General features: G+C 33.7%; 27 protein-coding genes and 1 tRNA gene. 25 read left to right on the top strand and 3 right to left on the bottom strand.

The window, feature by feature from the left end:
• The first annotated feature begins 9 nt into the window (after nucleotides 1-9).
• The 14 genes from CDO51_RS06785 (at nucleotide 10) to CDO51_RS06720 (ending at nucleotide 14,173) form a co-directional block, all read left to right on the top strand.
• Nucleotides 10-1,041, top strand: a complete 1,032-nt coding sequence (locus CDO51_RS06785) for a sugar-binding transcriptional regulator (protein ID WP_089023546.1) — start codon at nucleotides 10-12, stop codon at nucleotides 1,039-1,041.
• Nucleotides 1,042-1,061: 20 nt separating this feature from the next.
• On the top strand, nucleotides 1,062-2,075 hold the full coding sequence (gap, locus tag CDO51_RS06780; RefSeq protein WP_089023545.1) for a type I glyceraldehyde-3-phosphate dehydrogenase: 1,014 nt from the start codon (nucleotides 1,062-1,064) through the stop codon (nucleotides 2,073-2,075).
• Nucleotides 2,076-2,096: 21 nt separating this feature from the next.
• Entirely contained in the window at nucleotides 2,097-3,281 is a 1,185-nt protein-coding gene (locus CDO51_RS14640; RefSeq protein ID WP_089023544.1) for a phosphoglycerate kinase, read from the top strand.
• 18 nt (nucleotides 3,282-3,299) lie between these two features.
• Nucleotides 3,300-4,067, top strand: a complete 768-nt coding sequence (gene tpiA / locus CDO51_RS14635; protein WP_089023543.1) for a triose-phosphate isomerase — start codon at nucleotides 3,300-3,302, stop codon at nucleotides 4,065-4,067.
• Nucleotides 4,060-5,592, top strand: a complete 1,533-nt coding sequence (gene gpmI, locus CDO51_RS06765; protein ID WP_089023542.1) for a 2,3-bisphosphoglycerate-independent phosphoglycerate mutase — start codon at nucleotides 4,060-4,062, stop codon at nucleotides 5,590-5,592. The genes tpiA and gpmI overlap by 8 nt, the downstream gene beginning before the upstream one ends.
• A gap of 21 nt (nucleotides 5,593-5,613) precedes the next feature.
• A complete protein-coding gene (gene eno, locus CDO51_RS06760; protein WP_089023541.1) occupies nucleotides 5,614-6,894 on the top strand; it encodes a phosphopyruvate hydratase in 1,281 nt (426 codons plus the stop codon).
• Between the two features lie 118 nt (nucleotides 6,895-7,012).
• The gene (gene secG, locus CDO51_RS06755) at nucleotides 7,013-7,234 is read left to right on the top strand and encodes a preprotein translocase subunit SecG (protein ID WP_089023540.1); all 222 of its coding nucleotides are present in this window, start codon (nucleotides 7,013-7,015) and stop codon (nucleotides 7,232-7,234) included.
• A 113-nt stretch (nucleotides 7,235-7,347) separates the two neighbouring features.
• Nucleotides 7,348-9,306, top strand: a complete 1,959-nt coding sequence (locus tag CDO51_RS06750) for a sodium-translocating pyrophosphatase (RefSeq protein WP_089023539.1) — start codon at nucleotides 7,348-7,350, stop codon at nucleotides 9,304-9,306.
• Between the two features lie 125 nt (nucleotides 9,307-9,431).
• Nucleotides 9,432-10,187, top strand: a complete 756-nt coding sequence (locus CDO51_RS06745) for an alpha/beta hydrolase (protein WP_158212359.1) — start codon at nucleotides 9,432-9,434, stop codon at nucleotides 10,185-10,187.
• Between the two features lie 72 nt (nucleotides 10,188-10,259).
• Nucleotides 10,260-12,389 (top strand): ribonuclease R, encoded by a 2,130-nt coding sequence (rnr, locus tag CDO51_RS06740; RefSeq protein WP_089023537.1) that lies wholly within the window; start codon nucleotides 10,260-10,262, stop codon nucleotides 12,387-12,389.
• Nucleotides 12,390-12,419: 30 nt separating this feature from the next.
• Nucleotides 12,420-13,154 (top strand): DUF421 domain-containing protein, encoded by a 735-nt coding sequence (locus CDO51_RS06735; protein ID WP_089023536.1) that lies wholly within the window; start codon nucleotides 12,420-12,422, stop codon nucleotides 13,152-13,154.
• 83 nt (nucleotides 13,155-13,237) lie between these two features.
• Nucleotides 13,238-13,591 (top strand): FMN-binding protein, encoded by a 354-nt coding sequence (locus CDO51_RS06730; protein WP_158212358.1) that lies wholly within the window; start codon nucleotides 13,238-13,240, stop codon nucleotides 13,589-13,591.
• A gap of 101 nt (nucleotides 13,592-13,692) precedes the next feature.
• Nucleotides 13,693-14,037: an FMN-binding protein gene (locus tag CDO51_RS06725; RefSeq protein WP_089023534.1), complete on the top strand. Its 345-nt coding sequence runs from the start codon at nucleotides 13,693-13,695 to the stop codon at nucleotides 14,035-14,037.
• Nucleotides 14,038-14,097: 60 nt separating this feature from the next.
• Nucleotides 14,098-14,173: transfer RNA gene (locus CDO51_RS06720), tRNA-Ala, on the top strand.
• A 145-nt stretch (nucleotides 14,174-14,318) separates the two neighbouring features.
• Here CDO51_RS06720 and CDO51_RS06715 read toward each other — a convergent pair.
• The 3 genes from CDO51_RS06715 to CDO51_RS06710 form a co-directional block, all read right to left on the bottom strand.
• Nucleotides 14,319-14,558, bottom strand: coding sequence for an aldo/keto reductase (locus CDO51_RS06715; protein ID WP_089023533.1), 240 nt, complete (start codon nucleotides 14,556-14,558; stop codon nucleotides 14,319-14,321).
• Nucleotides 14,539-14,661, bottom strand: a complete 123-nt coding sequence (locus CDO51_RS14955) for a hypothetical protein (RefSeq protein WP_276207000.1) — start codon at nucleotides 14,659-14,661, stop codon at nucleotides 14,539-14,541. Before CDO51_RS14955 ends, CDO51_RS06715 begins: the two co-directional genes overlap by 20 nt.
• A 75-nt stretch (nucleotides 14,662-14,736) precedes the next feature.
• A complete protein-coding gene (locus CDO51_RS06710) occupies nucleotides 14,737-15,819 on the bottom strand; it encodes an NAD(P)H-dependent flavin oxidoreductase (protein WP_089023532.1) in 1,083 nt (360 codons plus the stop codon).
• 432 nt (nucleotides 15,820-16,251) lie between these two features.
• On the opposite strand from CDO51_RS06710, the gene CDO51_RS06705 reads away from it, so the two are divergent.
• From CDO51_RS06705 to CDO51_RS06660, 11 genes are all read left to right on the top strand, one after another.
• A complete protein-coding gene (locus CDO51_RS06705) occupies nucleotides 16,252-17,163 on the top strand; it encodes an ROK family protein (protein WP_089023531.1) in 912 nt (303 codons plus the stop codon).
• 15 nt (nucleotides 17,164-17,178) lie between these two features.
• On the top strand, nucleotides 17,179-18,138 hold the full coding sequence (pfkA, locus tag CDO51_RS06700) for a 6-phosphofructokinase (RefSeq protein WP_089023530.1): 960 nt from the start codon (nucleotides 17,179-17,181) through the stop codon (nucleotides 18,136-18,138).
• 10 nt (nucleotides 18,139-18,148) lie between these two features.
• Entirely contained in the window at nucleotides 18,149-19,462 is a 1,314-nt protein-coding gene (locus tag CDO51_RS06695) for a glucose-6-phosphate isomerase (RefSeq protein ID WP_089023529.1), read from the top strand.
• A 126-nt stretch (nucleotides 19,463-19,588) separates the two neighbouring features.
• Nucleotides 19,589-20,794, top strand: coding sequence for an ATP phosphoribosyltransferase regulatory subunit (gene hisZ / locus CDO51_RS06690; protein WP_158212357.1), 1,206 nt, complete (start codon nucleotides 19,589-19,591; stop codon nucleotides 20,792-20,794).
• Nucleotides 20,795-20,820: 26 nt separating this feature from the next.
• Nucleotides 20,821-21,450 carry an ATP phosphoribosyltransferase gene (hisG, locus tag CDO51_RS06685; RefSeq protein ID WP_089023527.1) on the top strand — a complete coding sequence of 210 codons (630 nt, stop codon included), beginning with the start codon at nucleotides 20,821-20,823 and terminating at the stop codon, nucleotides 21,448-21,450.
• A gap of 20 nt (nucleotides 21,451-21,470) precedes the next feature.
• Entirely contained in the window at nucleotides 21,471-22,073 is a 603-nt protein-coding gene (gene hisB, locus CDO51_RS06680; RefSeq protein ID WP_089023526.1) for an imidazoleglycerol-phosphate dehydratase HisB, read from the top strand.
• Nucleotides 22,074-22,087: 14 nt separating this feature from the next.
• Nucleotides 22,088-22,210, top strand: a complete 123-nt coding sequence (locus tag CDO51_RS14950) for a hypothetical protein (protein ID WP_276206999.1) — start codon at nucleotides 22,088-22,090, stop codon at nucleotides 22,208-22,210.
• Nucleotides 22,210-23,415, top strand: a complete 1,206-nt coding sequence (hisA, locus tag CDO51_RS06675) for a 1-(5-phosphoribosyl)-5-[(5-phosphoribosylamino)methylideneamino]imidazole-4-carboxamide isomerase (RefSeq protein WP_338044566.1) — start codon at nucleotides 22,210-22,212, stop codon at nucleotides 23,413-23,415. Before CDO51_RS14950 ends, hisA begins: the two co-directional genes overlap by 1 nt.
• Before the next feature lies 1 nt (nucleotide 23,416).
• Nucleotides 23,417-24,172, top strand: a complete 756-nt coding sequence (gene hisF / locus CDO51_RS06670) for an imidazole glycerol phosphate synthase subunit HisF (protein ID WP_089023524.1) — start codon at nucleotides 23,417-23,419, stop codon at nucleotides 24,170-24,172.
• Nucleotides 24,169-24,804: a bifunctional phosphoribosyl-AMP cyclohydrolase/phosphoribosyl-ATP diphosphatase HisIE gene (gene hisIE / locus CDO51_RS06665; RefSeq protein ID WP_089023523.1), complete on the top strand. Its 636-nt coding sequence runs from the start codon at nucleotides 24,169-24,171 to the stop codon at nucleotides 24,802-24,804. Before hisF ends, hisIE begins: the two co-directional genes overlap by 4 nt.
• Before the next feature lie 66 nt (nucleotides 24,805-24,870).
• Nucleotides 24,871-25,671, top strand: coding sequence for a histidinol-phosphatase (locus CDO51_RS06660; protein ID WP_158212356.1), 801 nt, complete (start codon nucleotides 24,871-24,873; stop codon nucleotides 25,669-25,671).
• The last annotated feature ends 22 nt before the right edge of the window (nucleotides 25,672-25,693 follow it).

Below are 25,693 nucleotides of genomic sequence, written 5' to 3'. Positions count from 1 at the left end.
GCTGTTAAAATGATAAAAGAATGGGATCTCCTACAAAAATTAACACCAGAGTTATCAGAGCTAGCAGAAAAGAGATACAAAATATTGGCTAGTATTTCATTCTATCAACCAATTGGGCGCAGATCCTTATCTGAAGTTTTACAGATTAAAGAGCGAGAACTACGAAATGAAATAAGAGTGCTAAAAGAAAAGCAATTAATACGAGTTGAAAGTTATGGTATGATGCTAACTGATTCAGGTTCTTTAGTATTACATGAAGGACGTGAATTAGTTAAAAATATTTCTGGATTAGTTGATTTAGAAAGAGAGCTTAAAGGATTATTAAAATTAGAACGTGTTATTGTTGTTCCAGGTGATTCGTGTGAAGATGAAACAGTAAAACAAGAAATGGGGGCTGTAGCTGCTAAGACTTTATCATCTTTGGTAAACCCAGGTGATATAATTTCTGTTGCTGGTGGTTCTACCTTAGCTCGTATGGCTAATATGGCTCCTAAGAAAACAAAAGACCAAAACAACATGATAGTACCTGCTAGAGGTGGTCTTGGTGAAAGGGTAGAGATTCAAGCCAATACAGTAGCTGCAGAACTAGCTAATAATTTTAATTGTAGTTATAGAATGTTGCACGTTCCTGATGAAGTAAGTAAAGAATCTTTAAATACTCTATTACTTGAACCAAAAGTAAATGAGATCCTTGATTTGATTAAAAATGCAAATATTTTAATCCATGGAATTGGTAGAGCTGAAGAAATGGCGAAAAGACGAGGGTTGTCACAAGAAAGGGTTTCAAGCTTACTAGACAAAGGTTCAGTAGGGGAAGCTTTTGGTTTTTACTTAGATAAAAAAGGAGGGGTTGTCGAGCGTGTTAATACAGTAGGCTTAACTTTAGAAGACTTAAATGATATTAATAAGGTTATAGCGGTATCTGGAGGAAGTGATAAATCTGAAGCCATTTTAGCGATGCTAGAAACCGGTCATGATGATTTTCTTATAACCGATGAGGGTGCTGCAAGAAAAATTTATAATTTATTAACAGATAAATAATATGATGGGAGGCAGATAATATGGTTACTAAAATTGGAATTAATGGTTTTGGGAGGATTGCAAGAGCTGTTTTACGTATTGCTTACTATAGGGAGGATATAGAGGTAGTTGCAATAAATAGTGTTAGAGATCCTGAATTACTAGCTCACTTATTAAAATATGACTCTTTATATGGGCCTTTTGAAGAAGAGATAACAGCTGAGTCTAATCATTTAATTGTTGGGAATAATAAAATAGGTATTATAGGAGATAGAGATCCAGAAAAATTAGACTGGAGTAGTTACAACGTAGAGGTTGTTGTAGAGGCGACTGGAAAGTTTAGAACAAGAGACGAAGCAGCTAAGCATTTAGGTGGTAGTGTAGAAAATGTAATTATAACAGCTCCAGGTAAGAATGTTGATAATACAATAGTTATGGGAGTAAATCACGATAGTTTTGATCCAAAAAATGACTTTGTCATTTCAAATGCTTCTTGTACTACAAATTGTCTTGCACCAGTTGTAAAAGTATTAGACGAAGAATTTGGTATTGAAAACGCATTGATGACTACAGTACATTCTTATACAATGGATCAAATGATTTTAGATGGAACACATAAAGACCCACGTCGAGCTAGAGCTGCTAATATGTCAATTATTCCTACTTCTACAGGTGCAGCTAGAGCTGTAGCTGAAGTATTACCACATCTGAAAGGTAAAATAGATGGAATGAGTTTTAGAGTTCCGACACCTACAGTGTCTACCGTTGATTTAGTAGCAACACTAAAAAAAGACATTTCAATAGAAGAGGTGAATAGTGCTTTCTCAAACGCTAAAGATAAAAGCTTAAAAGGTATACTTGATTATAATGAAATCCCTCTCGTATCCGCAGACTACAAGGGTAGTACCTATTCAGCTGTCGTGGATGGCAAGAGTACTATGAAAGTAGGAGAAAGTATGGTTAAAGTTATTGCTTGGTATGACAATGAATGGGCTTATTCAGTACGTGTGGTAGATCTGTGTAGTCATATTAGAAACGGAAATACTGGATCATAGGTAGAATTAGGGGGGATTAGAATGAAAAAAACAGTCAAAGATGTAGATGTTAAGGGAAAAAGAGTTTTTGTAAGAGTAGATTATAATGTTCCTTTAAATGACGGAGAAATCACAGACGATACAAGAATTCAAAAATCTTTAGAAACTGTTGAATACCTTATAAATCAAGGTGCACGAATAATACTTGGTTCTCATTTAGGTAGACCAAAGGGAGAAATAAAAGAAGAATTTAGCATGGTACCTGTTAGAGATAGATTACAAGAACTGTTAGAAACACCAGTTAAAATGGCAGAAAATAATGATCCTCGTAAAGTAGATAACCAGGCTATGTCTCTTGAAGATGGTGAAATACTTTTACTTGAAAATTTACGATTTTATTCCGAAGAAGAAGCAAATGATAGTGAATTTGCTTTAGCTCTAGCTAATCTAGCTGAAGTCTATGTAAATGATGCTTTCGGGGCAGCTCACAGAGCTCATGCTTCTACTCATGGAATAACGAAACATATTAAAGGTGATTGTGTAGCTGGTCTATTGATGGATAAAGAACTGAAATTTTTAGGAGATACTGTAAGAACCCCCGAACGACCTTTTGTAGCGGTAATAGGCGGTGCTAAGATAAGTGATAAAATCGGCGTTATAGATCGCTTAATGGAAACTTCTGACAAGGTACTTATTGGTGGTGGAATGGCAAACACATTTTTACTTGCTAAAGGTTATAGAATGGGTAAATCTTTAGTAGAAGAAGAGGCCTTAGAACAAGCGAAAGAGTTACTAGAAAAGGCAAAAAATCGAGGAGTAGAACTGTTACTTCCAAATGATGTTATAGTAGCTGAAAAATTAGAAGAAAAAGCACCTAATCGAACTGTTTACATTGATAATATTTCTGATCAAGAAATGGTTCTAGACATAGGAAATGATACTATTGAAAAATATTCTAACCATATACATGATGCGAAAACAGTTGTTATGAACGGACCCATGGGAGTGTTTGAAACAAAACCTTTTGATAAAGGTACTGTTTCTGTAGCCAAGGCTCTAGCAGAGAGTTTTGGGAAAACAATAGTCGGTGGAGGAGATTCTGTTTCTGCTATAAATAGAGCTGGTGTAGAAGATGATATAAGTCATATTTCGACAGGTGGAGGAGCATCCCTAAAGTTTTTAGAAGGCAAAACTCTTCCAGGGGTTGAAGCATTACATGAAAAATAATGACTAAGGGGTGATTTTTTGGCACGAACGATAATTGCCGGAAATTGGAAGATGAATCATGGCCCGAAAGAAACACAACAGTTTTTATCTAACTTAAGTGATAAATATTTTGATAAACCAAATGTTGAAGCAGTAGTTTGTCCGCCATTTATTTCTTTACCTATATTTCAAGAAAAAGTACCTAAATGGTTATCTTCAGGTGCGCAAAATATGTACTTTGAAGAAAGTGGAGCCTTTACAGGAGAAATATCACCTAAAATGTTAGCTGATCTAGGTGTTAAATATGTTATAATTGGTCACTCTGAACGTCGAGGTTTATTTAACGAAAAAGATGATGATGTAAACAAAAAAGTACGCATTGCCCTAAAGTACGGGTTGATACCAATTATTTGTGTAGGTGAGACTGAAAACGAAAGAGATAACAACAAAACTTTTGAAGTAGTAGAAAGACAAGTAAAAAAAGCTATCTGTGATACTGTAAAAGAAACGCTAAAATGCCTGGTGTTTGCTTATGAACCTGTATGGGCTATTGGTACCGGAAAAGCTTCCTCAGGAAAAGATGCTGAAGAAGTATGTGAAAAAATTAGAGGAGTATTATCATCTATGGGTGACTTAAATCAAGCAAATGAAATTCCCATTTTATATGGTGGTAGTGTTAAACCAGAAAATTTAGAAGAATATTTAAGTCAACCAAACATTAATGGAGCCTTAGTAGGTGGAAAAAGTTTAGATGCAAATAGTTTCAGTGAACTCCTTGATTTAGCAGGAGGGTATCTGAATGACTAAAGCAAAAAGACCAGTTGCATTAATAGTATTAGATGGACTAGGGTTAAGTGGAGAAAAAGATGGAAATGCGTTCTATCAAGCCGAAACACCTTATTTAGATAGTTTGTTTTATGAATATGGTGGAACCACCTTACGAGCTGATGGTCTACATGTAGGTTTACCAGAAGGACAGATGGGTAACAGTGAAGTAGGACATCTTAACCTAGGTGCTGGTAGGGTGGTCTATCAAGAACTTACAAGGATAAATAAAGGTGTAAAAGAAGACATGTTAGAGAAAAATAAGGTTTTATTAGACCTATATCATGATGTGAAATTAAAAGGTTCCTCCCTTCACCTTTGGGGACTTTTATCAGATGGTGGTGTTCATAGTCATATTAATCATGTTAAAGCTTTATTACGATTAGCCAAAAAAGTTGGTCTTACAAAAGTTTACTTGCATGCAGTCACTGATGGTAGAGATGTACCTCCAAAGGTAGCAAAACGATATATAGATGAAATAGAAGATGAAATGAAAAGGATTGGATTGGGTAAAATAGCAACTGTAATGGGTCGTTATTATGCCATGGATCGTGACAAACGCTATGATAGAACAGAAAAGGCATATAACTGTATGGTTAAAGGAATGGGTTATGAAGCAGAAACTGCAAGGGAAGCTGTTCAAAAAGCTTATGAAAGAGAAGAAACAGATGAATTTATAACTCCAACTAGAATTTTATCGGAAAATCATGAATCAAAGGTTTCCTGTGATGATGGAATGTTTTGTTTTAACTTTAGACCTGATAGAGCTCGACAATTAACTTGGTCTTTTGTTAACTCTGATTTTGATGAATTTGATAGAGAATCGGTTAGGGTTAACTACGTTTGTATGACACAATACGATGCAGAACTAGATCTACCAATTGCATATCCACCTGAAAAACTAGAAAATACATTAGGTGAATATCTAGCTTCTAGTGGTAAAAAACAATTACGTATTGCTGAAACGGAAAAGTATGCACATGTTACTTTCTTTTTTAATGGTGGTGTAGAGGAAAAAAATAAAGATGAAATAAGAAAATTAATACCTTCACCTAAAGTTAGCACTTATGATGAAAAACCAGAAATGAGTGCTAAAGAGGTTACAGATAGTGTATTAGAAGAACTACATAATACTCAGTATGATTTCGTTTTACTCAACTATGCAAACCCTGATATGGTGGGACATACAGGGGATTTAGATGCAACAATTAAAGCAATCAGCACTATTGATGAGTGTTTAAATAGATTGATACCTGAAATTATAGAGAATAATGGTATTGTAATTCTAACATCTGATCATGGTAATGCTGAAAAAATGCTAGATTCGAAAGAAAACTCACCTCATACAGCTCATACAAGTCATGTTGTACCTTTTTTAATTGTTGAGAAAGGTGTACGGTATCCGTTAAAGTCAGGTGGAAAGTTAGCAGATGTTGCTCCAACAGTTCTTGATTTAATGGGGGTTAATGTTCCTCAAGAAATGACAGGCAAAAGTTTAATTGGATAAACACAAAAAGGAGTGATTTTAGTGAGCATAATTGAAGATATTTTCGCAAGAGAGGTTCTAGATTCTAGAGGAAATCCAACAGTTGAAGTTGAGATTTTCACAGAATCTGGTGCCTTTGGGTATGCAAGGGTTCCTTCAGGTGCATCCACAGGAGTTTATGAGGCCTTAGAACTAAGAGATAAAAAAGAAAGATTTAATGGTAAAGGTGTTATGACTGCTTGTCGTAAAGTGAATGAAGAAATTGCACCTCATCTACTAGGTATGGATTGTACAAATCAATTGGCTATTGATAGAGTATTATTAGAGATTGATGGAACTGATAATAAAGAAAACCTTGGTGCTAATGCTATATTAGGTGTTTCAATGGCAACAGCTAGAGCATCTGCTGATCTATTAGGTCTTCCATTATATCAGGTTCTTGGTGGTGTAGGAGGAAAAACATTACCAGTTCCTCAAATGAATATTTTAAACGGCGGAGAACATGCTGACAATAATGTTGATATACAAGAATTTATGATTATGCCTGTTGGAGCTAAAAATTACCAACAGGGATTAAGGATGGGAGTAGAAATTTTTCATTCTTTAAAGAAGGTATTGAATGAAAATGAACTATCTACTTCAGTTGGCGATGAAGGTGGTTTTGCTCCAGATTTGGGTTCAAATAAAGAGGCACTTGAATATATCATTAAAGCAATAGAAAAAGCTGGCTACAAACCAGTGGATGAAGTTGCTTTAGCACTTGATGTTGCTGCTTCTGAAATTTTTGAAGATGGCAAATATCATCTTAAGGGTGAAAATAGAACTTTAACTGTAGAAGAAATGATTGATTTTTATCAAGATCTAGTAGAGAATTATCCTATTGTTTCGATTGAAGATGGTCTTTCTGAAGATGACTGGGAAGGATGGAAAGAGCTCACTGATAAGTTAGGAGATAAAATTCAATTAGTAGGAGACGATCTGTTTGTTACTAATACTGATAGGCTAAAAAGGGGTACTGAAGAAGGTATCGGTAATAGTATTCTAATTAAGTTAAATCAGATTGGAACTGTTTCTGAAACTTTAGATGCTATAGAACTAGCTAAACAAAACGGCTTTACTAGTGTTATATCACATCGATCTGGTGAAACGGATGATACATTTATTGCAGATTTAGCTGTTGCTACAAATGCGGGACAAATAAAAACAGGTGCCCCTTCTAGAATGGATCGAGTAGCTAAATATAATCAATTAATAAGAATTGACGAAGAACTATATGGTATTTCTAGGTACCTAGGAAAAGACAGCTTTTTTAATTTAAAGTAAATAATTATAAGTTATTCTCTAGTATGATTAGCCAGGAGAATAACTTGTCTTCTTTTTGATGTTGCTTTTTATATTCCCGTTGTGATAAAATAACACGGGATAAGGGGGTGGAAGAGAGATGGATGCGGTATTAACTGGAGTTCATGTAATAATTACATTAGTACTAATTGCAACTGTATTATTACAGTCAGGTAAAAGTGCTGGACTTTCCGGAGCTATTTCTGGTGGAGCAGAAACGGTCTTTGGAAAAAAGAAAGGTATTGATGCTCTCTTAAGTAAGGTGACCACAATGGCCGCCGTTTTGTTTATACTTAACTCTATTCTTTTGGCAGCACTTTAATTAAGCATAATATTTAAAACCAGGGAGTTTTTCTGGTAAAATCTCTTTATGCCTCAACCTTCTGGTTGAGGTAGTTTCATGGACAAAATTATAATAGAGAAGGGGGATAATTAATGAGCGTAATAGTAGCACCAATTGCAGGAATTATTGGCTTACTGTTTGCATTTTACTTAATTGGCCAAGTGACCAAGCGTGATGAAGGTACAGACAGAATGAAAGAGCTTGCAGGTGCAATTCAAGAAGGTGCAAGTGCATTTTTACGTAGGGAATATCGTAGTTTAGCTGTTTTTGTTATCGTATTATTCTTTGTCATTGGTTTTTTAATTGATTTTCCTACAGCGATTTCGTTTTTAGTTGGAGCACTTTTTTCTGGAACAGCTGGATTTATCGGTATGAGTGTAGCCACTAAAGCTAATGTAAGAACAGCGAATGACGCAAGAATAGGAATTAGTCAAGCATTACGTACTGCATTTTCCGGTGGAGCAGTTATGGGAATGTCAGTTGTAGGTTTAGGTATTTTGGGAATTGGGGTTTTATACATAATTTATGAAGACCCTGAAATTGTTAATGGATTCGCATTAGGAGCTAGTTCTATTGCTCTATTTGCTCGTGTTGGTGGCGGTATTTACACCAAAGCTGCAGATGTTGGAGCTGACTTGGTTGGTAAAGTAGAAGCTGGAATTCCTGAAGACGACCCTAGAAACCCAGCAGCAATAGCAGACAATGTTGGTGACAATGTTGGTGACGTTGCAGGAATGGGAGCAGACTTATTTGAATCTTTTGTTGGATCAATCATTGCGGCAATGACTATAGGGTTAACACAATACGGAACTGAAGGTGTTGTATTACCAATAGCTATTGGTTCAGTAGGAGTTATAGCATCAATTATTGGTTTCTTCTTTGTAAGAGTTGGTGAAGATGGAGATAAGTTAGCTTCCGCTTTAGAAAAAGGGACAATAGTTAGTGCTTTAGTAGTAGTTATTGCATCTTATATATTAACGAATTCATTACTTGGTGAGCTTGGACCATTTTTTGCTGTATTAGCAGGATTGGTAGCTGGAATTTTAATTGGTAGAATTACTGAATATTATACTTCTGAGCATCATAATCCAGTTAAGAGTATTGCTAATGCATCTGAAACAGGAGCGGCAACAAATATCATCAGTGGTATCGGTGTAGGAATGAGAAGTACTTTCTTACCGATTATTGTTATCACTGTTGCCATTTTCATTGCTCATGAAGTTGCAGGACTTTATGGAATTGCAATCGCTGCAGTTGGTATGCTAGCTACTGCTGGTATGACTATTGCAGTTGATGCTTACGGACCTGTAGCAGATAATGCAGGTGGTATTGCTGAAATGGCTGATTTAGAATCAGAAGTACGTGATATAACAGATGAATTAGATGCAGTTGGAAACACTACAGCTGCTATTGGAAAAGGGTTTGCAATTGGATCAGCAGCCCTTACAGCATTAGCTTTATTTAGTGCTTATACAGAAGCTGCAGACATTCAGGACGGAATTGACTTATCAACAGCGCCTGTTATAATTGGTGTATTAATCGGTGGAATGTTACCTTTCTTATTCTCAGCATTAACAATGGATGCTGTTGGTCAAGCAGCAAACCAAATGATTGAAGAAGTAAGACGTCAAATTAAAGAAAAACCAGGTATAATGGACGAGAGTGAAAAACCTGATTACGCGAGATGTGTTGATATTAGTACCGGAGCTGCGCTTAAACAAATGATTATTCCAGGGTTACTAGCAGTTGTAGCACCTCTTGCGATCGGTTTATTTTTAGGAAAAGATGCTTTAGGTGGGCTATTAGCAGGTGCCTTAGCTTCAGGTGTTATGATGGCTATCTTTATGTCTAATGCCGGAGGTGCTTGGGATAACGCTAAGAAATATATTGAAGCTGGTAATCATGGTGGCAAAGGTACAGAAACCCATGCTGCTTCAGTAGTTGGAGACACTGTAGGAGATCCTTTTAAGGATACCTCTGGTCCAAGTATTAACATTTTAATTAAGCTTATGACTGTTGTGTCCTTAGTTTTTGCTCCATTATTCCTTTAAACACATATAATCAGTGTACCGGGTCAACCCTATAACTGGGTGGCCCGGTTTTTTAATACTACTTTTATTAGGAAAATATTACTACTTGACCTAATTTATGATAAAATTAAAGGAAAAGTTTGGGGGTGTCTCCGATTAAAATTAATAAACGAACTGAAGAGGCCTTCTACCTGCCTGGAGGAGATAACATAGGTTGTTTATTAGTACATGGGTTTACTGGTACACCAGGGGAGCTAGAACCTTTGGGTAAATTTTTAAATAACAATGGTTATTCTGTTTATGCTCCGCTTTTAAGTGGTCATGGAACAACACCTGAAGACTTAGCAGTTACTACTAAAGACCAGATATTAAATTCTGCAAGAAAAGGTCTGAAACAATTAAGACATTGTAATAAGGTTATTGTTATGGGACTTTCAATGGGTGGCCTTATTTCAGGAATAATAGCTAAAGAAAATAAAAGTAGAGTAAAAGGACTTGTATTAATGGGTACACCAATTTATTTAAGTAACCGAATGGCTTACTTTGCTAAATTTTTAAAGTATGTGAAACCATATGTAGAGAAGGTGGATTCAAAATCTTATTCAATAACTCCAACTGGCTATGATAAGACTCCAGTTTCAGGTGTTGTTGAGTTACTAAAATTACGTCATGAATTTTTAGTTTCTATTAATAAGATTGAAGTACCTACTCTTGTGGTACAAGGAATGAAAGATGGTACAGTTAAAAAAGAGAGTGGACAATATATATTCGAAAATTTAAAAGTGGAAGATAAAAAACTACTTGAACTAGAAAAATCTAAACATATTGTAACACTTGATGTAGAGCGTGATTTGATGTTTGAGAAAATCAGTACTTTTTTGAAAGGGTCAAATTTAGATTAAAAAGTTAACAATTTGGGAAAATTAAAAAAATACCCTTTTTAAGCTAATATAACAAAATTATGAGGTGGTTGAATGAATTTTCGTGAAAAAATAATTTCATATATGGAGAAAGATGCTTATAAACCGATGAACTTTGAAGAATTAAAGGATGTTTTTAAGGTTAAAAAACCACAACAGGTTAAGCGATTTAAAAAAATAATTAAAAAGATGACTAAAGATGGTCAAATAGTAAAAACTAGATATGGATACTATGGTCTACCTGAGCGAATGAATTTACAGATAGGTACTATACAAGGACATCCAAAAGGATTTGCCTTTTTCTTACCTGATAAACCGGGTAATCCAGATGTTTTCTTGAGTCCTAAAAATTTAAATGGTGCATTACATGGTGATCAAGTTATGATCCGGGTTCATAAAGAAGAAAAACTTAACCAAAAGCCTGAAGGGGAAGTAGTAAGAATAATTTCCCGGGGAATATCAGAAATGGTGGGTTCTTATGATAAAAATAAAAACTTTGGCTTTGTCATCCCAGATGAAGATAAGTTTTTTTCTGATATTTTTATCAATGATAATGAAGATAAAGGAGCTAGAAATGGTGATAAGGTAGTTGTTGAAATTACTCGTTGGCCTAATACACCGGGGAAAAGTCCAGAAGGTAAGATTTCAAAAGTTTTAGGTAATCCTGATGATCCTGGTGTTGATATAGAATCTATCATTAATAAATATCACTTAAATGAAGGGTATCCACAAGAAGTGATAGATCAAGTAAATGAAATGTCTGAAGAAATAACTTCAAAAGATTATGAAGGACGAGAACTACTTCAAAGTATTTTGACAGTGACCATAGATGGTGGTGACGCTAAAGACTTAGATGATGCTGTTTCACTCGAAAAGCTAGATAATGGAAATGTAGAAGTTGGAGTACACATAGCAGATGTTAGTCATTATGTCAGAGAGGGAACTCCTGTAGATAAAGAGGCTAGAGAACGGGGCACAAGTGTTTACTTAGTTGATAGGGTGATACCTATGTTACCTACTAGACTTTCTAACAACTTGTGTAGTCTTAATTCTCATGTAGAACGACTTACTATGAGTGCTATTATAGAAATTACAGGAGATGGAGAAGTAGTTGATTATAGATTTACTCCTAGTGTTATTCAAAGTGATCATAGCTTGACATACCAAGAAGTAAATCAGATTTACGTGGGTGACACAGAGCTCAAAGAAAAATATGCAGATGTAGCTTGGATGTTATTTGAGATGAAAGAGTTATCTGAAAAACTAAGAGAAAGAAGGTTTACTGCAGGAGCGATAGATTTTGATTTTGATGAACCACAGGTTGAGTTAGATGATGAAGGAAAACCTGTCGACATTAAAAAACGTGGTAGAGGATCAGCTGAAAAGTTGATTGAAGAATTTATGTTGTTGGCTAATAGAGTTGTAGCTAAGCATTTCTGTAATGAAAACACTCCATTTATATACCGTGTTCATGAACAACCTGATGATGAAAAAGTAAGTACTTTCCGTGAATTTGCATCAAAATTTGGATATACTTTACCAGAAATCAAGGAAGAAGAAGAAATACATCCTAAGAAATTTCAAAACCTATTAGAAGAAGCTAAAGGCAATAAAGAAGAACGTGCAATCAGTACAATGATGTTAAGGTCTATGAAACAAGCTAGATATGCAGCTGAAAGTTTAGGACATTTTGGGTTAGCTTTTCAATATTATACGCATTTCACTTCACCTATTAGACGATATCCAGATCTTATAGTTCATCGTATGATGCGAGAAAAACTTACGAAAAAAGAGTTAAAGGAATCACGAGAGAAAAAATTAAGTAAAAAAATGGATGAAATAGCTTATCATACTTCATTAAAAGAACAAAACGCAACAGAGGCTGAACGGGAATCAGTAGATTACAAGATGGCTGAGTATATGGAACGTTACATAGGTGAAGAATTCAATGGAATAATTAGTTCCGTAATGTCATTTGGATTATTTGTAGAACTAGATAATCTTGTAGAAGGATTAATTCATGTAAGTTCATTAGTAGATGATTATTACCTTTTTGATGAAGAAAAATTTGCTTTAATAGGAGAACGTACACGTAAGACTTTTCGAATAGGTGATGAGGTGAAAGTAAAAGTAATTAAAGCATCAAAAAGAGAGCAAGAAATTGACTTTGAATTAGTTGAATAATCACAATTATTACGAAGTGAGGGTAATCAATTGGAACTAGGAGATCTTTGGCAGTTATTAGTCCGAAGTATAACAACTGTTTTCTTCCTGTGGGTATTTATGGTTCTGATTGGTAGAAGATTAATGGGAGAATTATCTGTTTTTGATTTTGTTATTGCTATTACCATAGGAAACATAGCTGGTGCTGACTTACCGGATCTTTCTATACCACATATCCCTACATTAATTTCTATAATTTTGTTAGGGGGGATATTAAGGTTAACTAATATTGGAATAATGCATTCCCCCTGGCTTAACAGAATGGTCACTTTCTCTCCGACTGTAGTAATACAAGAAGGGGTTATACTGAAAGATAACTTAAAAAAGTTAATGTTAAGAGTTGATGATGTTTTACCAATGCTTAGAAAACAAGGTATATTTAATTTAAATGAAATTGATTCTGCAGTTTTAGAACCAACTGGGAACTTAAGTGTTAAAAAAAAGTGTCAATTTGATACTACTACTAAAAAGGATCTTAATATTTCTACGGTATCTACAAAAATTAATAGTGGATTTCCTTTAGTTATAGTACTAGATGGAACTGTAGAAGACAAAAGTTTGAAGCTAATAGGAAAAAGCGAAAACTGGTTAAAAACAGAATTAGAAGTATATGGTGTAACTGATATCTCAAAAGTGTTTTTAGCAGTACTAAATAGTGATGGTTCTTGGTATATTACTCAAAATACATCTACCGATGAGTTACCAAACATTAATGTGAAAATTTAATTTTAGTGTGTTTACTAACTAAAAGTAAAATGTTATATTGTATAGGTATTTTGAAACATGCTGCGAGAAGGGAGGGGAGAACAATGAAAAAGATACTACTTATCACTGTACTAGGAGCTATGCTAGTTATGGTAGGATGTGGTGCAGAAGCCGATGGTGAAAAGGTTGGAGAATTTGCTGATGGATCCTATGATGCTACTGCTAGTGGACATGAGGGCGACATTACATTAGAAGTGCTAATCGAAGATGGTGAGATTGCTGATATCGAAATATTAGAAGAACAAGAAACTGAAGGAATCGCAGATCCTGCATTTGAAAGTATTCTTGAAGAAGTTATTGAAAATCAGGGGACTGAAGATGTAGATACCATTTCCGGTGCGACAGCTACAAGTGAAGCCCTCCTTGAGGCTATTGAAACTGCTTTAGATGAAGCATAGTTATTATAAGACATCGAAAAATTATTTTTCGATGTCTTTTTTAATAACAATAAAAAAATTAGGGAATACTAACTGATGTCATATTATGAGGGGGCGATTTAATGTCATCAGTAATGTGTCTATTACTAGTTTTAATAATGTGTTTAAGTAGTTGTGGCTATGATGCGCTAGATGAGGGATATAAAGATGGTACATACGAAACATCAGCAGAAGGATATGGAGGAAATATTTATGTGGAAGTAACCATTATAGACGGTGAAATAACTGATATAGAAATTATCGATCACGAAGAAAGTGAGGGGATATCTGATCCAGCTTTTGAACGTATTCCAAAAGAAGTAATTGAAGAACAAGGGGTAGAAGGTGTAGATGTTGTAGGTGGGGCAACTAAAACTAGTGAAGCTTTGATTGAAGCAATAGAAGAAGCACTTAATGAAGCCAGTTAAATTAAATATTATCCTTGATAATATTATAAATCTATGGTATATTATTTATTGTAATTACGAGGGGCATTAGCTCAGTTGGGAGAGCGCTTGACTGGCAGTCAAGAGGTCATCGGTTCAAGTCCGATATGCTCCACCATTAAAATATTGATTTGGCGGGGTCTTAGACCCCGCCATTTTTATGGAACCACACTAAAAACCAAAGTTCTTCCTAAGTTCTTCTAAAAGCTTTAGTTGCTCCATTAGACGAAAAAACTTGTCTTAGATCACTTATTTCTTTGATATCATGAATGAACTAGATATATGTCTATAAAGTCAGTTTTAAGTCTTTCTAAACTATCTTCAAAAGAACGCATAGTACCGTCATATGTTCTTTCTTTAGATTTTGTAGCTAATGTAACCTCAGTTCTTCTTTCTTTCATTACTTCACCAATATTTTCTTCACTTCCACCATTTCCATATGAAGGAGCTGTATCAATATAGTTAACTCCTAAATTAATTGCATTATTGATAATATATTGCATGTTTTGGGTTGTTTACATTTTGTACATTTCCTTCTCCGCCAAGACTAAAAAGACTAATATCTAATCCAGTCTTAACTAATGTTCTTTTAGGCATATTAGTCATAAAGTTCACACCTCCAGTTTAACTCTAATACGATTGAAATTATAGAAAAACCTGCCATGTAGGCAGGTTTAATAGTTAATTTGATACGACATTATTATAGTTTGTAGCCTCTGCTACTAATTCGTTAATAACGTCTTTGACTGTTGTTATTTTCTCAGCTCTGTAAGCATTAGTACCACAGAAAATAAGGCCATTATCTACATCTCCAATACAAGAGTTGACTAGAGCATCTGAAATACAGTAAGAACTACTAGAAGGATCACACGGCCGAAGACAATTGTAACATTTATTTATGGGTATGTCCTCTTCTTTTAGTTTATTAATAAACTGATTATTAATTGCTCGTCCGGGCATTCCGACAGGACTTTTTACTAGTTGTATATCTTCTTTAGCTGAATTAACATATGTTTTTTTAAACTCTTCAGATGCATCACATTCTTTAGTAGTTACAAACCTAGTAGCCATCTGTACACCTGAAGCACCAAGTTCTAAATATTTTTTAATATCTTTACCATTATAAATCCCTCCTGCAGCAACAACTGGTATTTTTTTATTATACTTTTCTTCAAAGGGTGCTAAATTTTCAATAGTCTCTGGTACAAGATTTTCTAAGCTTGGAGGATTTTTAAGGTCTTCGACTGTAAATCCTAAATGTCCTCCGGCTTCAGGTCCTTCTATTATTACCATATCTGGCACTCTATTATAGCGTCTGTCCCAAATTTTTGAAATAAGTTGAGCTCCTTTACCAGAGGAAACTATAGGAGCAATCTTGGTGTCTGAACCTTTTACAAGATCTGGTAAGTTTTTCGGAAAGCCAGCTCCTGAAACAATTAGGTCTACTTTTTCTTCTACTGAAGCTCTTACCATGTCTGCATAGTTATTTATTGCAGTAAGTAAATTGACTCCAATTACCCCCTCAGGGCTAAGGGACTTAGCCTTCCTTATATGCTTTTTTAAAGCTCTAATATTGGCTTCTTTTGGGTTTTCTTCAAAGTCAGGCTCGGAATAACCAATTTGTACTCCTGCAATCATACCAACAGCACCTGCATTTGCAACTGTTGAGGCTAAATTAGAAAGTGAAATACCTACTCCCATTGCTCCTTGTACTATAGGGAGTTTTGCTTCTAAATCTGCGATTTTTAATTTTGATAATGACATACATAACACCTATCCTTTATAATACTGATTTAGTCTATATTATATATGATTTTGAAAAAGAAGTACATATATTCGTAATTATAATAAGAGTTAAAGTTTATAAATTACACATTAACAAATCAAGGAAAATAGTTTACTATCTAGAAATTATAATATACAAAGTATGTACAATTATACATTAACCCTATTATTAATCAAATTTTCTAGAATATTAATAATTTGGTCGTATTACAAGCGAAGTTCAATCAGAGAGAGGTCATTATCTCTCTCTTTATTATTAAAATATGTTTTGAAATAGTGGAGAAAATAAATAAAAACAAAAGCAGGAATATAACTAAGTAAAATCGAAAAATATTTCATCAGAAGGATTGACCCGTGGGATAAATCAACCCCCTCGTCTTTGATGACATAATATTTGAGGAGGACGTTTGTATGTATATAACTTTTGATTTAGGGGGTACTACTTTAAAGGGTGGGATTTCAAATTATAAGGGAGAGATTGTAGAGAGGACAGTTGTTTCCACTGTAGATATACATAATGAATCAGATTTAATAGATACTATAAACATTGCTACAGAAAATCTTTTGAGAAAGATCAACATATCCATAAATTTTATAAAAGGAATTGGACTTGGAATTCCAGGTTATGTTCCTGAAGATGGTGAAAGGATCCCTAAAATAGTAAACTTAGGATTAGAGAATGTTTTTTTAAAAAAACACTTAAAAGAAGTCTTTAAAATACCAGTTAAAATCGAAAATGATGCAAACGCTGCTGCCTTAGGTGAATTTCATTTTGGAGCAGCAAAAGAAACAAAAGATGCTTTAATTATAACTTTAGGAACAGGAGTAGGTGGAGGTGTGATAATTAATGAAAGAGTCCACCGGGGAGTATCAGGTTTATCTGGTGAAATAGGACATATTACTGTAAAACTTAAGTCAGGAAGACAGTGTAACTGCGGGAAAACTGGTTGCTTGGAGACAGAAAGTTCAGGAACTGCTATTGAATACTATGGTAAACAAAAACTGAATTCAAATGTTACTGCTAAAGATGTTATTGAAAGAGCTAAGAAAGGCGAAGAAGAAGCTGAAAAAGTAATAGACAATTCGGCTTATTATCTTGGATATGCTCTATCAACTATGTTTCATGTATTAGAATTTGAAAAAGTAGTTTTAGGTGGTGGTGTAGCACGAGGCGGTTACACATTATTACCTCCTGTAAGAAAATGGTTAAATTTATTTATGCAAAATTCTACTGATTTTTCAGAGGAGCGGGTTGTACTATCTGAATTTGGGAATGATGCTGCATTATATGGATTATATTATCAGATAATAAACGACAGTTAAGTAAGGAGGTGGATTATGATAAAAATAGCTGTGTTAACAAGTGGCGGAGATTCTCCTGGAATGAATGCTGCTATTAGAGGAGTAGTACGAAGAAGTATTTATAACGACATTGATGTATACGGTATATATCATGGTTATCATGGCCTAATTAATAATGATATTGAAAAATTAGAAATGGGTAGTGTAGGAGATACAATACATCGTGGAGGTACTATTTTACACACTAGTCGCTCAGAAGAATTTAGAACAGAAAAAGGACAAGAACAAGGAGCGCAAAACCTAAAAAGTTTAGGGATTGATGGGGTAGTAGTTATAGGTGGGGATGGTAGTTTTAAGGGAGCAGAAAAATTATCTCAACATGGTATATCTGTTATGGGTGTTCCAGGGACTATAGATAATGATATTCCGTGTACAGAAATGACTGTGGGATTTGATACTGCTACAAACACTGTGATAGAAGCCATTGACAGAATTAGAGATACTGCAACTTCACATGAGCGGATTTTTGTTATTGAGGTAATGGGAAGAGACTGTGGAAATATTGCATTATGGGCAGGGCTTGCTGGTGGAGCTGAATCAATTTTAATACCTGAATTTGAATATGATATGGATGAGGTTCTTGATAGGCTTAAACAAGGTTATAATCGTGGTAAAAAGCACAGTATAATCGTAGTTGCTGAAGGTGTTAGTACAGGTTCAGAGTTAAGTGAACAAATAAAAGAAAAATCTGGATTAGATACTAAAGTTACTGTATTAGGTCATGTCCAACGAGGAGGTACACCTACAGCATACGATCGTATGTTAGGTAGTAGATTAGGTGCTAAAGCTGTTGATCTATTATTAGAAGGGGAATCTAATAAGATGGTTGGACTAAACAATAATAAAATAACTTCAGTAGACTTAACAGAAGTATTTTTAGAAAAAGAAAAGGTTGATTATGATTTATATGAACTTGGAAAGAGTCTGTCTATCTAGGGGGGATATGATGAAATTACGAGAGGAGAACCAAGATAGAATTAGTTTAAATACTGATTATTGTAATGACTTTATAAAAGAACATGAGCTTGAATTTTATCACGAACAAATTAATACAGTTCATGAACTTTTGCATGAACAAAGAGGACCAGGCAATAGAGCTTTAGGGTGGTTAGAACTTCCGATTAGATCTAATGAACAAGAACTAAATAAAATAAAAAAATTAGCAGAAAAAGTGAGAACAAAAGCTGATGTTTTTATAGTAATTGGAGTAGGAGGTTCTTATCTAGGGGCTAGGGCTGTTATAGATTTTCTGAGACAGGATAATAACTCACCAGAAATTTTATACTTAGGTCATCATATATCACCAAGGTATATAAAGGAAATTATGGCTTCATTGGAAGGGAAGGAAGTTTTTGTTAATGTGATTTCAAAATCTGGAGGGACATTAGAACCCTCTTTAGCTTTCAGAACTGTTAGGTCTTACATGGAAAAGCACTATGGTGAAGATGGTGCTAAAGAAAGAATCATAGCGACAACAGATGCAAGTAAAGGAAAATTAAAAACACTAGCTAATAAAAAAGGTTATGAGACATTAGTTATACCAGATGATGTAGGTGGTCGATATTCGATTTTAACACCTGTAGGACTGTTACCAATTGCTGTATCTGGCATTTGTATTGATACTATGCTTGAAGGTGCTAAGGATGCATACGCTTTATATAGTGAGCCAGACTTACATAAAAACCCGTGTTATAAATATGCAGTAATAAGAAACCTTCTATACAATAAAGGGAAAATTATAGAACAATTAGTTACCTATGATGCCTTTGCGGGTAATCTTACAGAATGGTGGAAACAATTATTTGGAGAGAGTGAAGGAAAAGAAGGAAAGGGAATTTTTCCAACACGTGCTGATTTTACAACCGATCTTCATTCATTAGGACAATATATCCAAGAAGGAAGAAGGCATCTATTTTCTACGACAATTTGGTGGGAAACTAAAGATGACTTAACCTTACCTGAACTTGAAGGAAATGAAGATGATGATGGACTGAAATATTTGGAGGGTAAGAGTTTTCATGAAATTAATCGGCAAGCTTTTTTAGGAACTATAAGTGCTCATACAGAAGGGTTAGTGCCGAATATGGTTATAGAAATTCCAGATACATCACCTTACTATTTAGGGATGTTAATTTATTTTTTTGAAAAGGCATGTGCTATTAGTGGTTATATACTAGGAGTTAATCCTTTTGATCAACCTGGTGTAGAAGCTTATAAAAAGAATGTGCAAAAACGCTTAAAACAAATTAACTTTTATTAGAAAGAGAAAACTAAAATCTAGTTTTCTCTTTTTTTATTACTTGACGGTTTTTATAGAGCATGTTATGCTTTTGGCAATAAATTTTATCACTTTAACACATTAATGTGGTAAAAGGAGGTACTGAATTTGTTTGAAAATAATAATGAACTACTTCAAAAACCTACCGGTGTAGATGATTTACTTCCTGATAATGTAAAAAAATATAAGGTTTTAAAGAAACAAATTATAGAGACTTTTAAATTATGGGGATATGAGGAAGTATCTGTTCCAACCCTTGAATATCCTGAATTATTTAGAGAAAGTAAAGGGAAGTCTGTTGAGCGCGAGATGTTTCAATTTAGTGATAATACAGGTAGACCGATTGTCTTAAGACCTGACTTTACACCATCAATAGCAAGGCTAATTGCAACATATTTTAATAAAAAACCTAGACCCATTAGATTGTGTTATTCTGGAAAAGTTTACAAACTCGGACATAGTATGTCACAAGAAAAAGAACTAAACCAGATTGGAGTTGAGCTTGTTGGGGACGGTGCAGCTTTAGGTGACGCAGAAATAGTTGCTATGGCTGTAGAAACACTTAAAAATTTAGGAATTGAAGATTTTGTTATCTGTATTGGTAATATGAATTTTATTGATAGTTTTCTTTCTGAAATTGGTTTATCTAATAAAGAAAGCAAGCTAGTAAAAGAAACGTTAAATGAAAATGATTTAGTTAAATATTACAGCCTTACTAAACAATTTGATATTTCTGAGAAGGCACGTGATTTATTACATCACTTACCAAAGTTTCGAGGAAAGAAAGAGGCTTTGGTTGAAGTCAAGCAAAAGTTACAATCTTTTAAAGCAGTTTCTTTATTAGAGGAATTAGAAGTGATCTTTGTTATTTTAGAAGGTTATAATCTTCAAGATAAAGTAACCTTCGATTTGTCTCTAGTAAGAAAATTTGATTATTACACAGGGTTTATAATAGAGGGATATTCTAAAAGTATTGGATTTCCACTATGTGGTGGAGGTAGGTATGATAACTTGATGAGTTCATATGGGAAGGATTTATCTGCTACTGGTTTTGCTTTTTCTTTTGATACCTTAATGAAATTAATGCCAGAAAAATTCATAGAAAAATCACCTACTAAAGTGTTTCTAAGCTCTGATAAAAAAAGTCTTACTAAAGCGTTGGCTAATGTAAGAGATTTAAGAGAAGAGGGGTATCAGGTAATTGTTGATTTAGAAGGGATTTCAAAAGAAGATGCGCTAGAACGTGCTAAGGAACACAGTACTGATGAACTCTACTATTACTATGATAATAATTTTTATCTAGAAAAAATCTAAATTAACCTAAATTTGGAGGGTTAGAAATGAACGAGTGTACTGAATTTCTTAGGATAGCTTTATCGAAAGGTAGAATACTTGAAGAAACTGTTGAGTTACTCGAGGGCTCTGGAATTAAGTGCCAACAAGTAAAGGGGAATGGTAGAAAGTTAATATATACTGATGAAAAACAAGGTGTTTCCTTCATTCTAGGAAAGCCTATGGATATCCCTACTTATGTAGAATATGGAGCTGCAGATTTAGGTGTAGTTGGAAAAGATGTGTTAATGGAAACAGAAGGTGAATATTATGAACTTTTAGATTTGAATATAGGTTATTGTAAGTTGGTAGTTGCAGGTGAAAAAGATAAAACGGAAAGAGACTATAGAACAATTGCTAGTAAGTATCCAAAACTTACAGAAAAATATTTTGAAAGTATGGGACGTCAAACCAATATTGTTAAATTAAATGGATCAGTAGAACTTGCGCCATTAACAAACTTAGCAGATTCAATTGTCGATTTAGTATCTAGTGGGCAGACTCTGAGAGAAAATAATTTAGTTGAGTTAGAAAAAATAACAGATATTACAACTAGATTGATTGCTAATAAAGGAAGCTATCAATTAAAACAGGCTCGTATCGTTAGTTTAGTAGAAAATATGCAAGGTTCAATTTAGTTAGATGTGGGGTGAGTGTTATGACAAACGAAATAAATAGAATTGGTAGAGCTTGTCGTATGACTTCTGAAACCAATGTAGAGGTAAAAGTTAATCTAGATGGAGAAAAACAAAACTCTAATATAGATACTTCATCAGGTTTTTTTAATCATATGTTGAAGTTGTTCGCTTATCATGCTGGTTTTAATTTAGAAGTTTTAGGTTCAGGGGACACAGAAATTGATGACCATCATTTAGTGGAAGATGTTGGTCTAGTTATGGGTCAAGCATTTAAAAAAGCTTTAGGTGACAAATCCGGTATCAATAGATATGCAGATATTCATCTACCTATGGATGAAGCTTTAGTATTAGTTGTTACTGATATTTCTGGTCGTCCTCACTTAACCTATGATGTCTATTTTCAAACAGAACGAGTAGGAAGTTTTGAGTTACCTTTAATTGAAGAGTTTTTAAAGTCATTTGTAAATGAAGCTAAAATAACTTTACATGTTAGAAAAATTTTAGGAAAAGATTCTCATCATATTGCAGAGGCTATCTTTAAAGGATTAGGTAGATGTTTAAATGATGCTACCACTTTCAATGGTGAGAAATATGTTATTCCATCTACTAAAGGAACTTTATAAAGTGAGGGAAATATATGATTGGCATTATAAACTATGGAGTAGGAAATTTATATAGTGTAAAGAACGCCTTTAATTATCTTGGATATGAATCAAAGATAATTAATACCAAAAAGATTTCGATAGATGTAGTGCACTAATTATACCAGGGGTTTGTTCCTTCAAAGAAGGTTTACGTTTGTTAGAATCAAAAAGTTTCCGGGAACCTATAGAAAATAAGGTTAAAGAAGGTATGTGTTTATTTGGTATTTGTTTAGGGATGCAGCTTTTATTTGAAAGTGGAACAGAAGGTGGTAAAACTCCTACCCCTGGTTTGTCACTTATCGAGGGAAATATCGAAAAATTTTCTCAAGATATAACCATACCTCATGTAGGATGGAGTCAGGTTAAGTTAAAAAACAACCATGAAATAACTAGAAATTTAGAAGATGATTATTTTTACTTTGTTCATTCTTATAAAGGTAATAATGTTAAGGCAGATAATATTATTGGAGAAACAATGTATGGGGAGTTATTTCCTAGTTTTGTAGCACATGAAAATATAATGGGGACACAATTTCATCCAGAAAAGCAGCAAAAGCGGGTTGAATATCCTAAAGGAATTTGGGAGGCTGATAGAATGCAGTTAGAACTGATACCAGCAATAGATTTGATAGATGGAAAGTGTGTACGGTTAACTGAAGGAGAACTAAATCAAAAGAAAACTTATAGTAACAAACCTTATGAAATAGCGAAATATTTTGAAGAACAAGGTGCTAGTAGACTACATTTAGTAGATCTTGATGGAGCTTTTAAGGGACAAATGACAAATATTAAAACAATTGAAAGAATTGTTCAGGCTATAGATACTCCAGTACAAGTGGGTGGAGGTATTAGAAACTTTGAGAAAATAACGTCTTTGTTAGATCTAGGTGTGGACCGAATTATATTAGGTACAAAGGCATATAAAGATCCGGAATTTTTACAAACAGTACTTGAAAAATATCAAAATCAAGTTGTAGTTGGAGTAGATGTTAAAGCTGATAAAGTAGCAACTGAAGGATGGGTTCAAGTATCAGAAACTAGCACTTATGATTATATAAGGACTTTAGTTGATAAGGGTGTGAAAAGAATTATTTTGACTGACGTTTCAAGAGATGGAAAACTAGAAGGTCTAAATTTACAACTATTAAAAGAACTTTTGTCATTTAATATTAATATTATTATGTCAGGTGGAGTTGGTAGTTTAGATGATCTTATTGATTTGATGGATTTACAAAGTGAAAATCTAGAAGGTGTTATCCTCGGTAAAGCCTTGTATGAAAACAGATTTGAATTAAAAACTGCCTTACAAGAGGTGAAATGATATGGTAGCTAAAAGAATTATACCGTGCCTTGATGTAAAAAACGATGAAGTTGTTAAAGGATTTAAATTTAATGAACTTAGATTTGCTGGTGATCCAGTGGAATTAGCAAAAAAATATGATGAGTCTGGTGCAGATGAGTTAGTTTTTTTAGATATTACAGCTTCTTTAGAAAATAGAGATACCATATTGCAGGTAGTAGAAAAAACTGCACAAAATGTATTGATTCCTTTTACTGTAGGTGGAGGTATTAGATCTTTAAAAGATATGAGAACTATATTAAATGCTGGAGCAGATAAGGTATCTATAAATAGTGCAGCAGTAAAAAATCCGGATTTAATTAATAAGGGAAGTAACTTGTTTGGCAGTCAGTGTATAGTTGTTGCTATAGATACAAAAAAGACAGAAAAAGGTTATAGAGTGTTTATAAATGGTGGTAATAAAAATACTGAAATAGACTTATTTGACTGGGTTAAAGAAGTCAAGGAACGTGGAGCAGGTGAAATTTTACTGACAAGTATTGATCATGATGGTAGTAAAGATGGGTTTGATGATGAAATAACTAGAAAAGTTTTTGAAGAAACTAACTTACCTATAATTGCATCTGGTGGAGCTGGAGCTATTGAAGACTTTTATAATGTACTATCAAATGGAAAAGCTAGTGGAGCTTTAGCAGCTTCTATCTTCCACTATGAAGAAGTTAATATTAAGGAAGTTAAGGAATATTTAGATGTTAAAGGAATTGAGGTGAGGTTATGATAAATGAAAAATTATTAGAAGAGATATCATTTTCAGAAGATGGTCTGTTACCTTGTATAGTACAAGATAACAATACTAATGAAGTTTTGATGATGGCATATATGAATAAAGAAGCCTTAAAAAAAACATACGAAACTGGCTATACATGGTTTTGGAGTAGAAAGAGACAAAAATTATGGCAAAAAGGTGAAAGCTCTGGTAATGAACAAAAGGTAGTTTCATTACAACTTGATTGTGATAAAGATACATTGTTAGCAAAGGTATTACAAACTGGCCCAGCTTGTCACACAGGAGAACCAACCTGTTTTTATAATACATTAAAAGAAAGTGACTTAGATAAATCTTATATTTCGATTATACCCAAGCTTTCTAAAATAGTTGAAGAGCGTTTAACTAGTAAACAAAGCGGTTCTTATACAGTAAAACTTGTAGAAAAGGGAGAAAATCAAGTATTAAAAAAATTGGGTGAAGAAGCAACTGAATTAGTAATGGCTTGTAAGGAAAGTGACAAACAAGAAATCAAGTATGAAGCTGCTGATTTAATGTTTCATATGATTCTTTCTTTAAAGTATTTTGAAGTAGATATAAATGAAGTTTTACAGGAACTTACTAACAGAAATCAATCACGATAATTTAAAAAGGTAATAAAAGATAAACTCACGAATTAGTACAAGAAACTGACTAAAGGAGGATTTTTCGTGATTGATCTTCATACTCATACTACACGGTGTGGACATGCTGAAGGAAAATTAGAACAATATATTTTAGCTGCAATTGATTGTAATCTAAAAGAATATGGTATTAGTGATCATTTTCCAATGGACTATTTAGGTTTTAGAGAAGAAGATATGTCTTCAATGTATTTTAATGAATTAAGCCAATATATTAAAGAAGTTGAAAATTTAAAAGAAAAATCTAGAGATAAGATTTTTATTAAATTAGGTTTAGAAATCGACTATGTTCAAGGTCTTGAGATAAAAACCAGTGAATTAATAAAAGAAAAGGACTTAGACTATGTTATAGGTTCAATTCACTTTCTTTTCGGTAAAGATGTTTCACATCCTAAGAATAAAGATTATTTTAAAACACGTCCTCTTATAGATATCTACCACGACTATTTTAAAAAGGTAGAAAACATGGTTAACTCTGATAACTTCGATATAATTGGTCATATTGATGTTATTAAAAAACATGGTCATGTTCCGAGTGAATCACTTCAAGAATTTTATATAGAACTTTCAAAGCTATTATCTAGAAAAAATCAAGTAGTTGAAATAAATACGGGTGGACTACGTGCACCAGTTGAAGAGATGTATCCGAGTTTTAATTTTTTACAAGAATTAGTTAGCCATAATGTGCCTTTAACTTTAGGTTCTGATGCACATAAGCCTAGTGAAGTAGCTTACGGTTTTCCTAAAGTTTATAGTATATTAAAGCAACTTGGAGTATCAAAATTAGTTACTTTTAACCAAAGAGTCCCTTATGAAATTTTTTTTTAAATTAAAGAATCTGGAAGGATGG

The sequence above is a fragment of the Natranaerobius trueperi genome, assembly GCF_002216005.1.
GTDB classification, from domain to species: domain Bacteria; phylum Bacillota; class Natranaerobiia; order Natranaerobiales; family Natranaerobiaceae; genus Natranaerobius_A; species Natranaerobius_A trueperi.
This window is presented reverse-complemented; position numbering and strand designations above follow the sequence as displayed.

Excerpts from the sequence above, each read along its gene's own strand:
- CDO51_RS06785 (WP_089023546.1), top strand. The coding sequence starts at position 10 with ATGATAAAAGAATGGGATCTCCTACAAAAATTAACACCAGAGTTATCA.
- gap (WP_089023545.1), top strand. The coding sequence starts at position 1,062 with ATGGTTACTAAAATTGGAATTAATGGTTTTGGGAGGATTGCAAGAGCT.
- CDO51_RS14640 (WP_089023544.1), top strand. The coding sequence starts at position 2,097 with ATGAAAAAAACAGTCAAAGATGTAGATGTTAAGGGAAAAAGAGTTTTT.
- gpmI (WP_089023542.1), top strand. The coding sequence starts at position 4,060 with ATGACTAAAGCAAAAAGACCAGTTGCATTAATAGTATTAGATGGACTA.
- secG (WP_089023540.1), top strand. The coding sequence starts at position 7,013 with ATGGATGCGGTATTAACTGGAGTTCATGTAATAATTACATTAGTACTA.
- CDO51_RS06750 (WP_089023539.1), top strand. The coding sequence starts at position 7,348 with ATGAGCGTAATAGTAGCACCAATTGCAGGAATTATTGGCTTACTGTTT.
- rnr (WP_089023537.1), top strand. The coding sequence starts at position 10,260 with ATGAATTTTCGTGAAAAAATAATTTCATATATGGAGAAAGATGCTTAT.
- CDO51_RS06730 (WP_158212358.1), top strand. The coding sequence starts at position 13,238 with ATGAAAAAGATACTACTTATCACTGTACTAGGAGCTATGCTAGTTATG.
- CDO51_RS06725 (WP_089023534.1), top strand. The coding sequence starts at position 13,693 with ATGTCATCAGTAATGTGTCTATTACTAGTTTTAATAATGTGTTTAAGT.
- CDO51_RS06715 (WP_089023533.1), bottom strand. The coding sequence starts at position 14,558 with ATGCAATATATTATCAATAATGCAATTAATTTAGGAGTTAACTATATT.
- CDO51_RS14955 (WP_276207000.1), bottom strand. The coding sequence starts at position 14,661 with ATGACTAATATGCCTAAAAGAACATTAGTTAAGACTGGATTAGATATT.
- CDO51_RS06710 (WP_089023532.1), bottom strand. The coding sequence starts at position 15,819 with ATGTCATTATCAAAATTAAAAATCGCAGATTTAGAAGCAAAACTCCCT.
- CDO51_RS06705 (WP_089023531.1), top strand. The coding sequence starts at position 16,252 with ATGTATATAACTTTTGATTTAGGGGGTACTACTTTAAAGGGTGGGATT.
- pfkA (WP_089023530.1), top strand. The coding sequence starts at position 17,179 with ATGATAAAAATAGCTGTGTTAACAAGTGGCGGAGATTCTCCTGGAATG.
- CDO51_RS06695 (WP_089023529.1), top strand. The coding sequence starts at position 18,149 with ATGAAATTACGAGAGGAGAACCAAGATAGAATTAGTTTAAATACTGAT.
- hisG (WP_089023527.1), top strand. The coding sequence starts at position 20,821 with ATGAACGAGTGTACTGAATTTCTTAGGATAGCTTTATCGAAAGGTAGA.
- hisB (WP_089023526.1), top strand. The coding sequence starts at position 21,471 with ATGACAAACGAAATAAATAGAATTGGTAGAGCTTGTCGTATGACTTCT.
- CDO51_RS14950 (WP_276206999.1), top strand. The coding sequence starts at position 22,088 with ATGATTGGCATTATAAACTATGGAGTAGGAAATTTATATAGTGTAAAG.
- hisF (WP_089023524.1), top strand. The coding sequence starts at position 23,417 with ATGGTAGCTAAAAGAATTATACCGTGCCTTGATGTAAAAAACGATGAA.
- hisIE (WP_089023523.1), top strand. The coding sequence starts at position 24,169 with ATGATAAATGAAAAATTATTAGAAGAGATATCATTTTCAGAAGATGGT.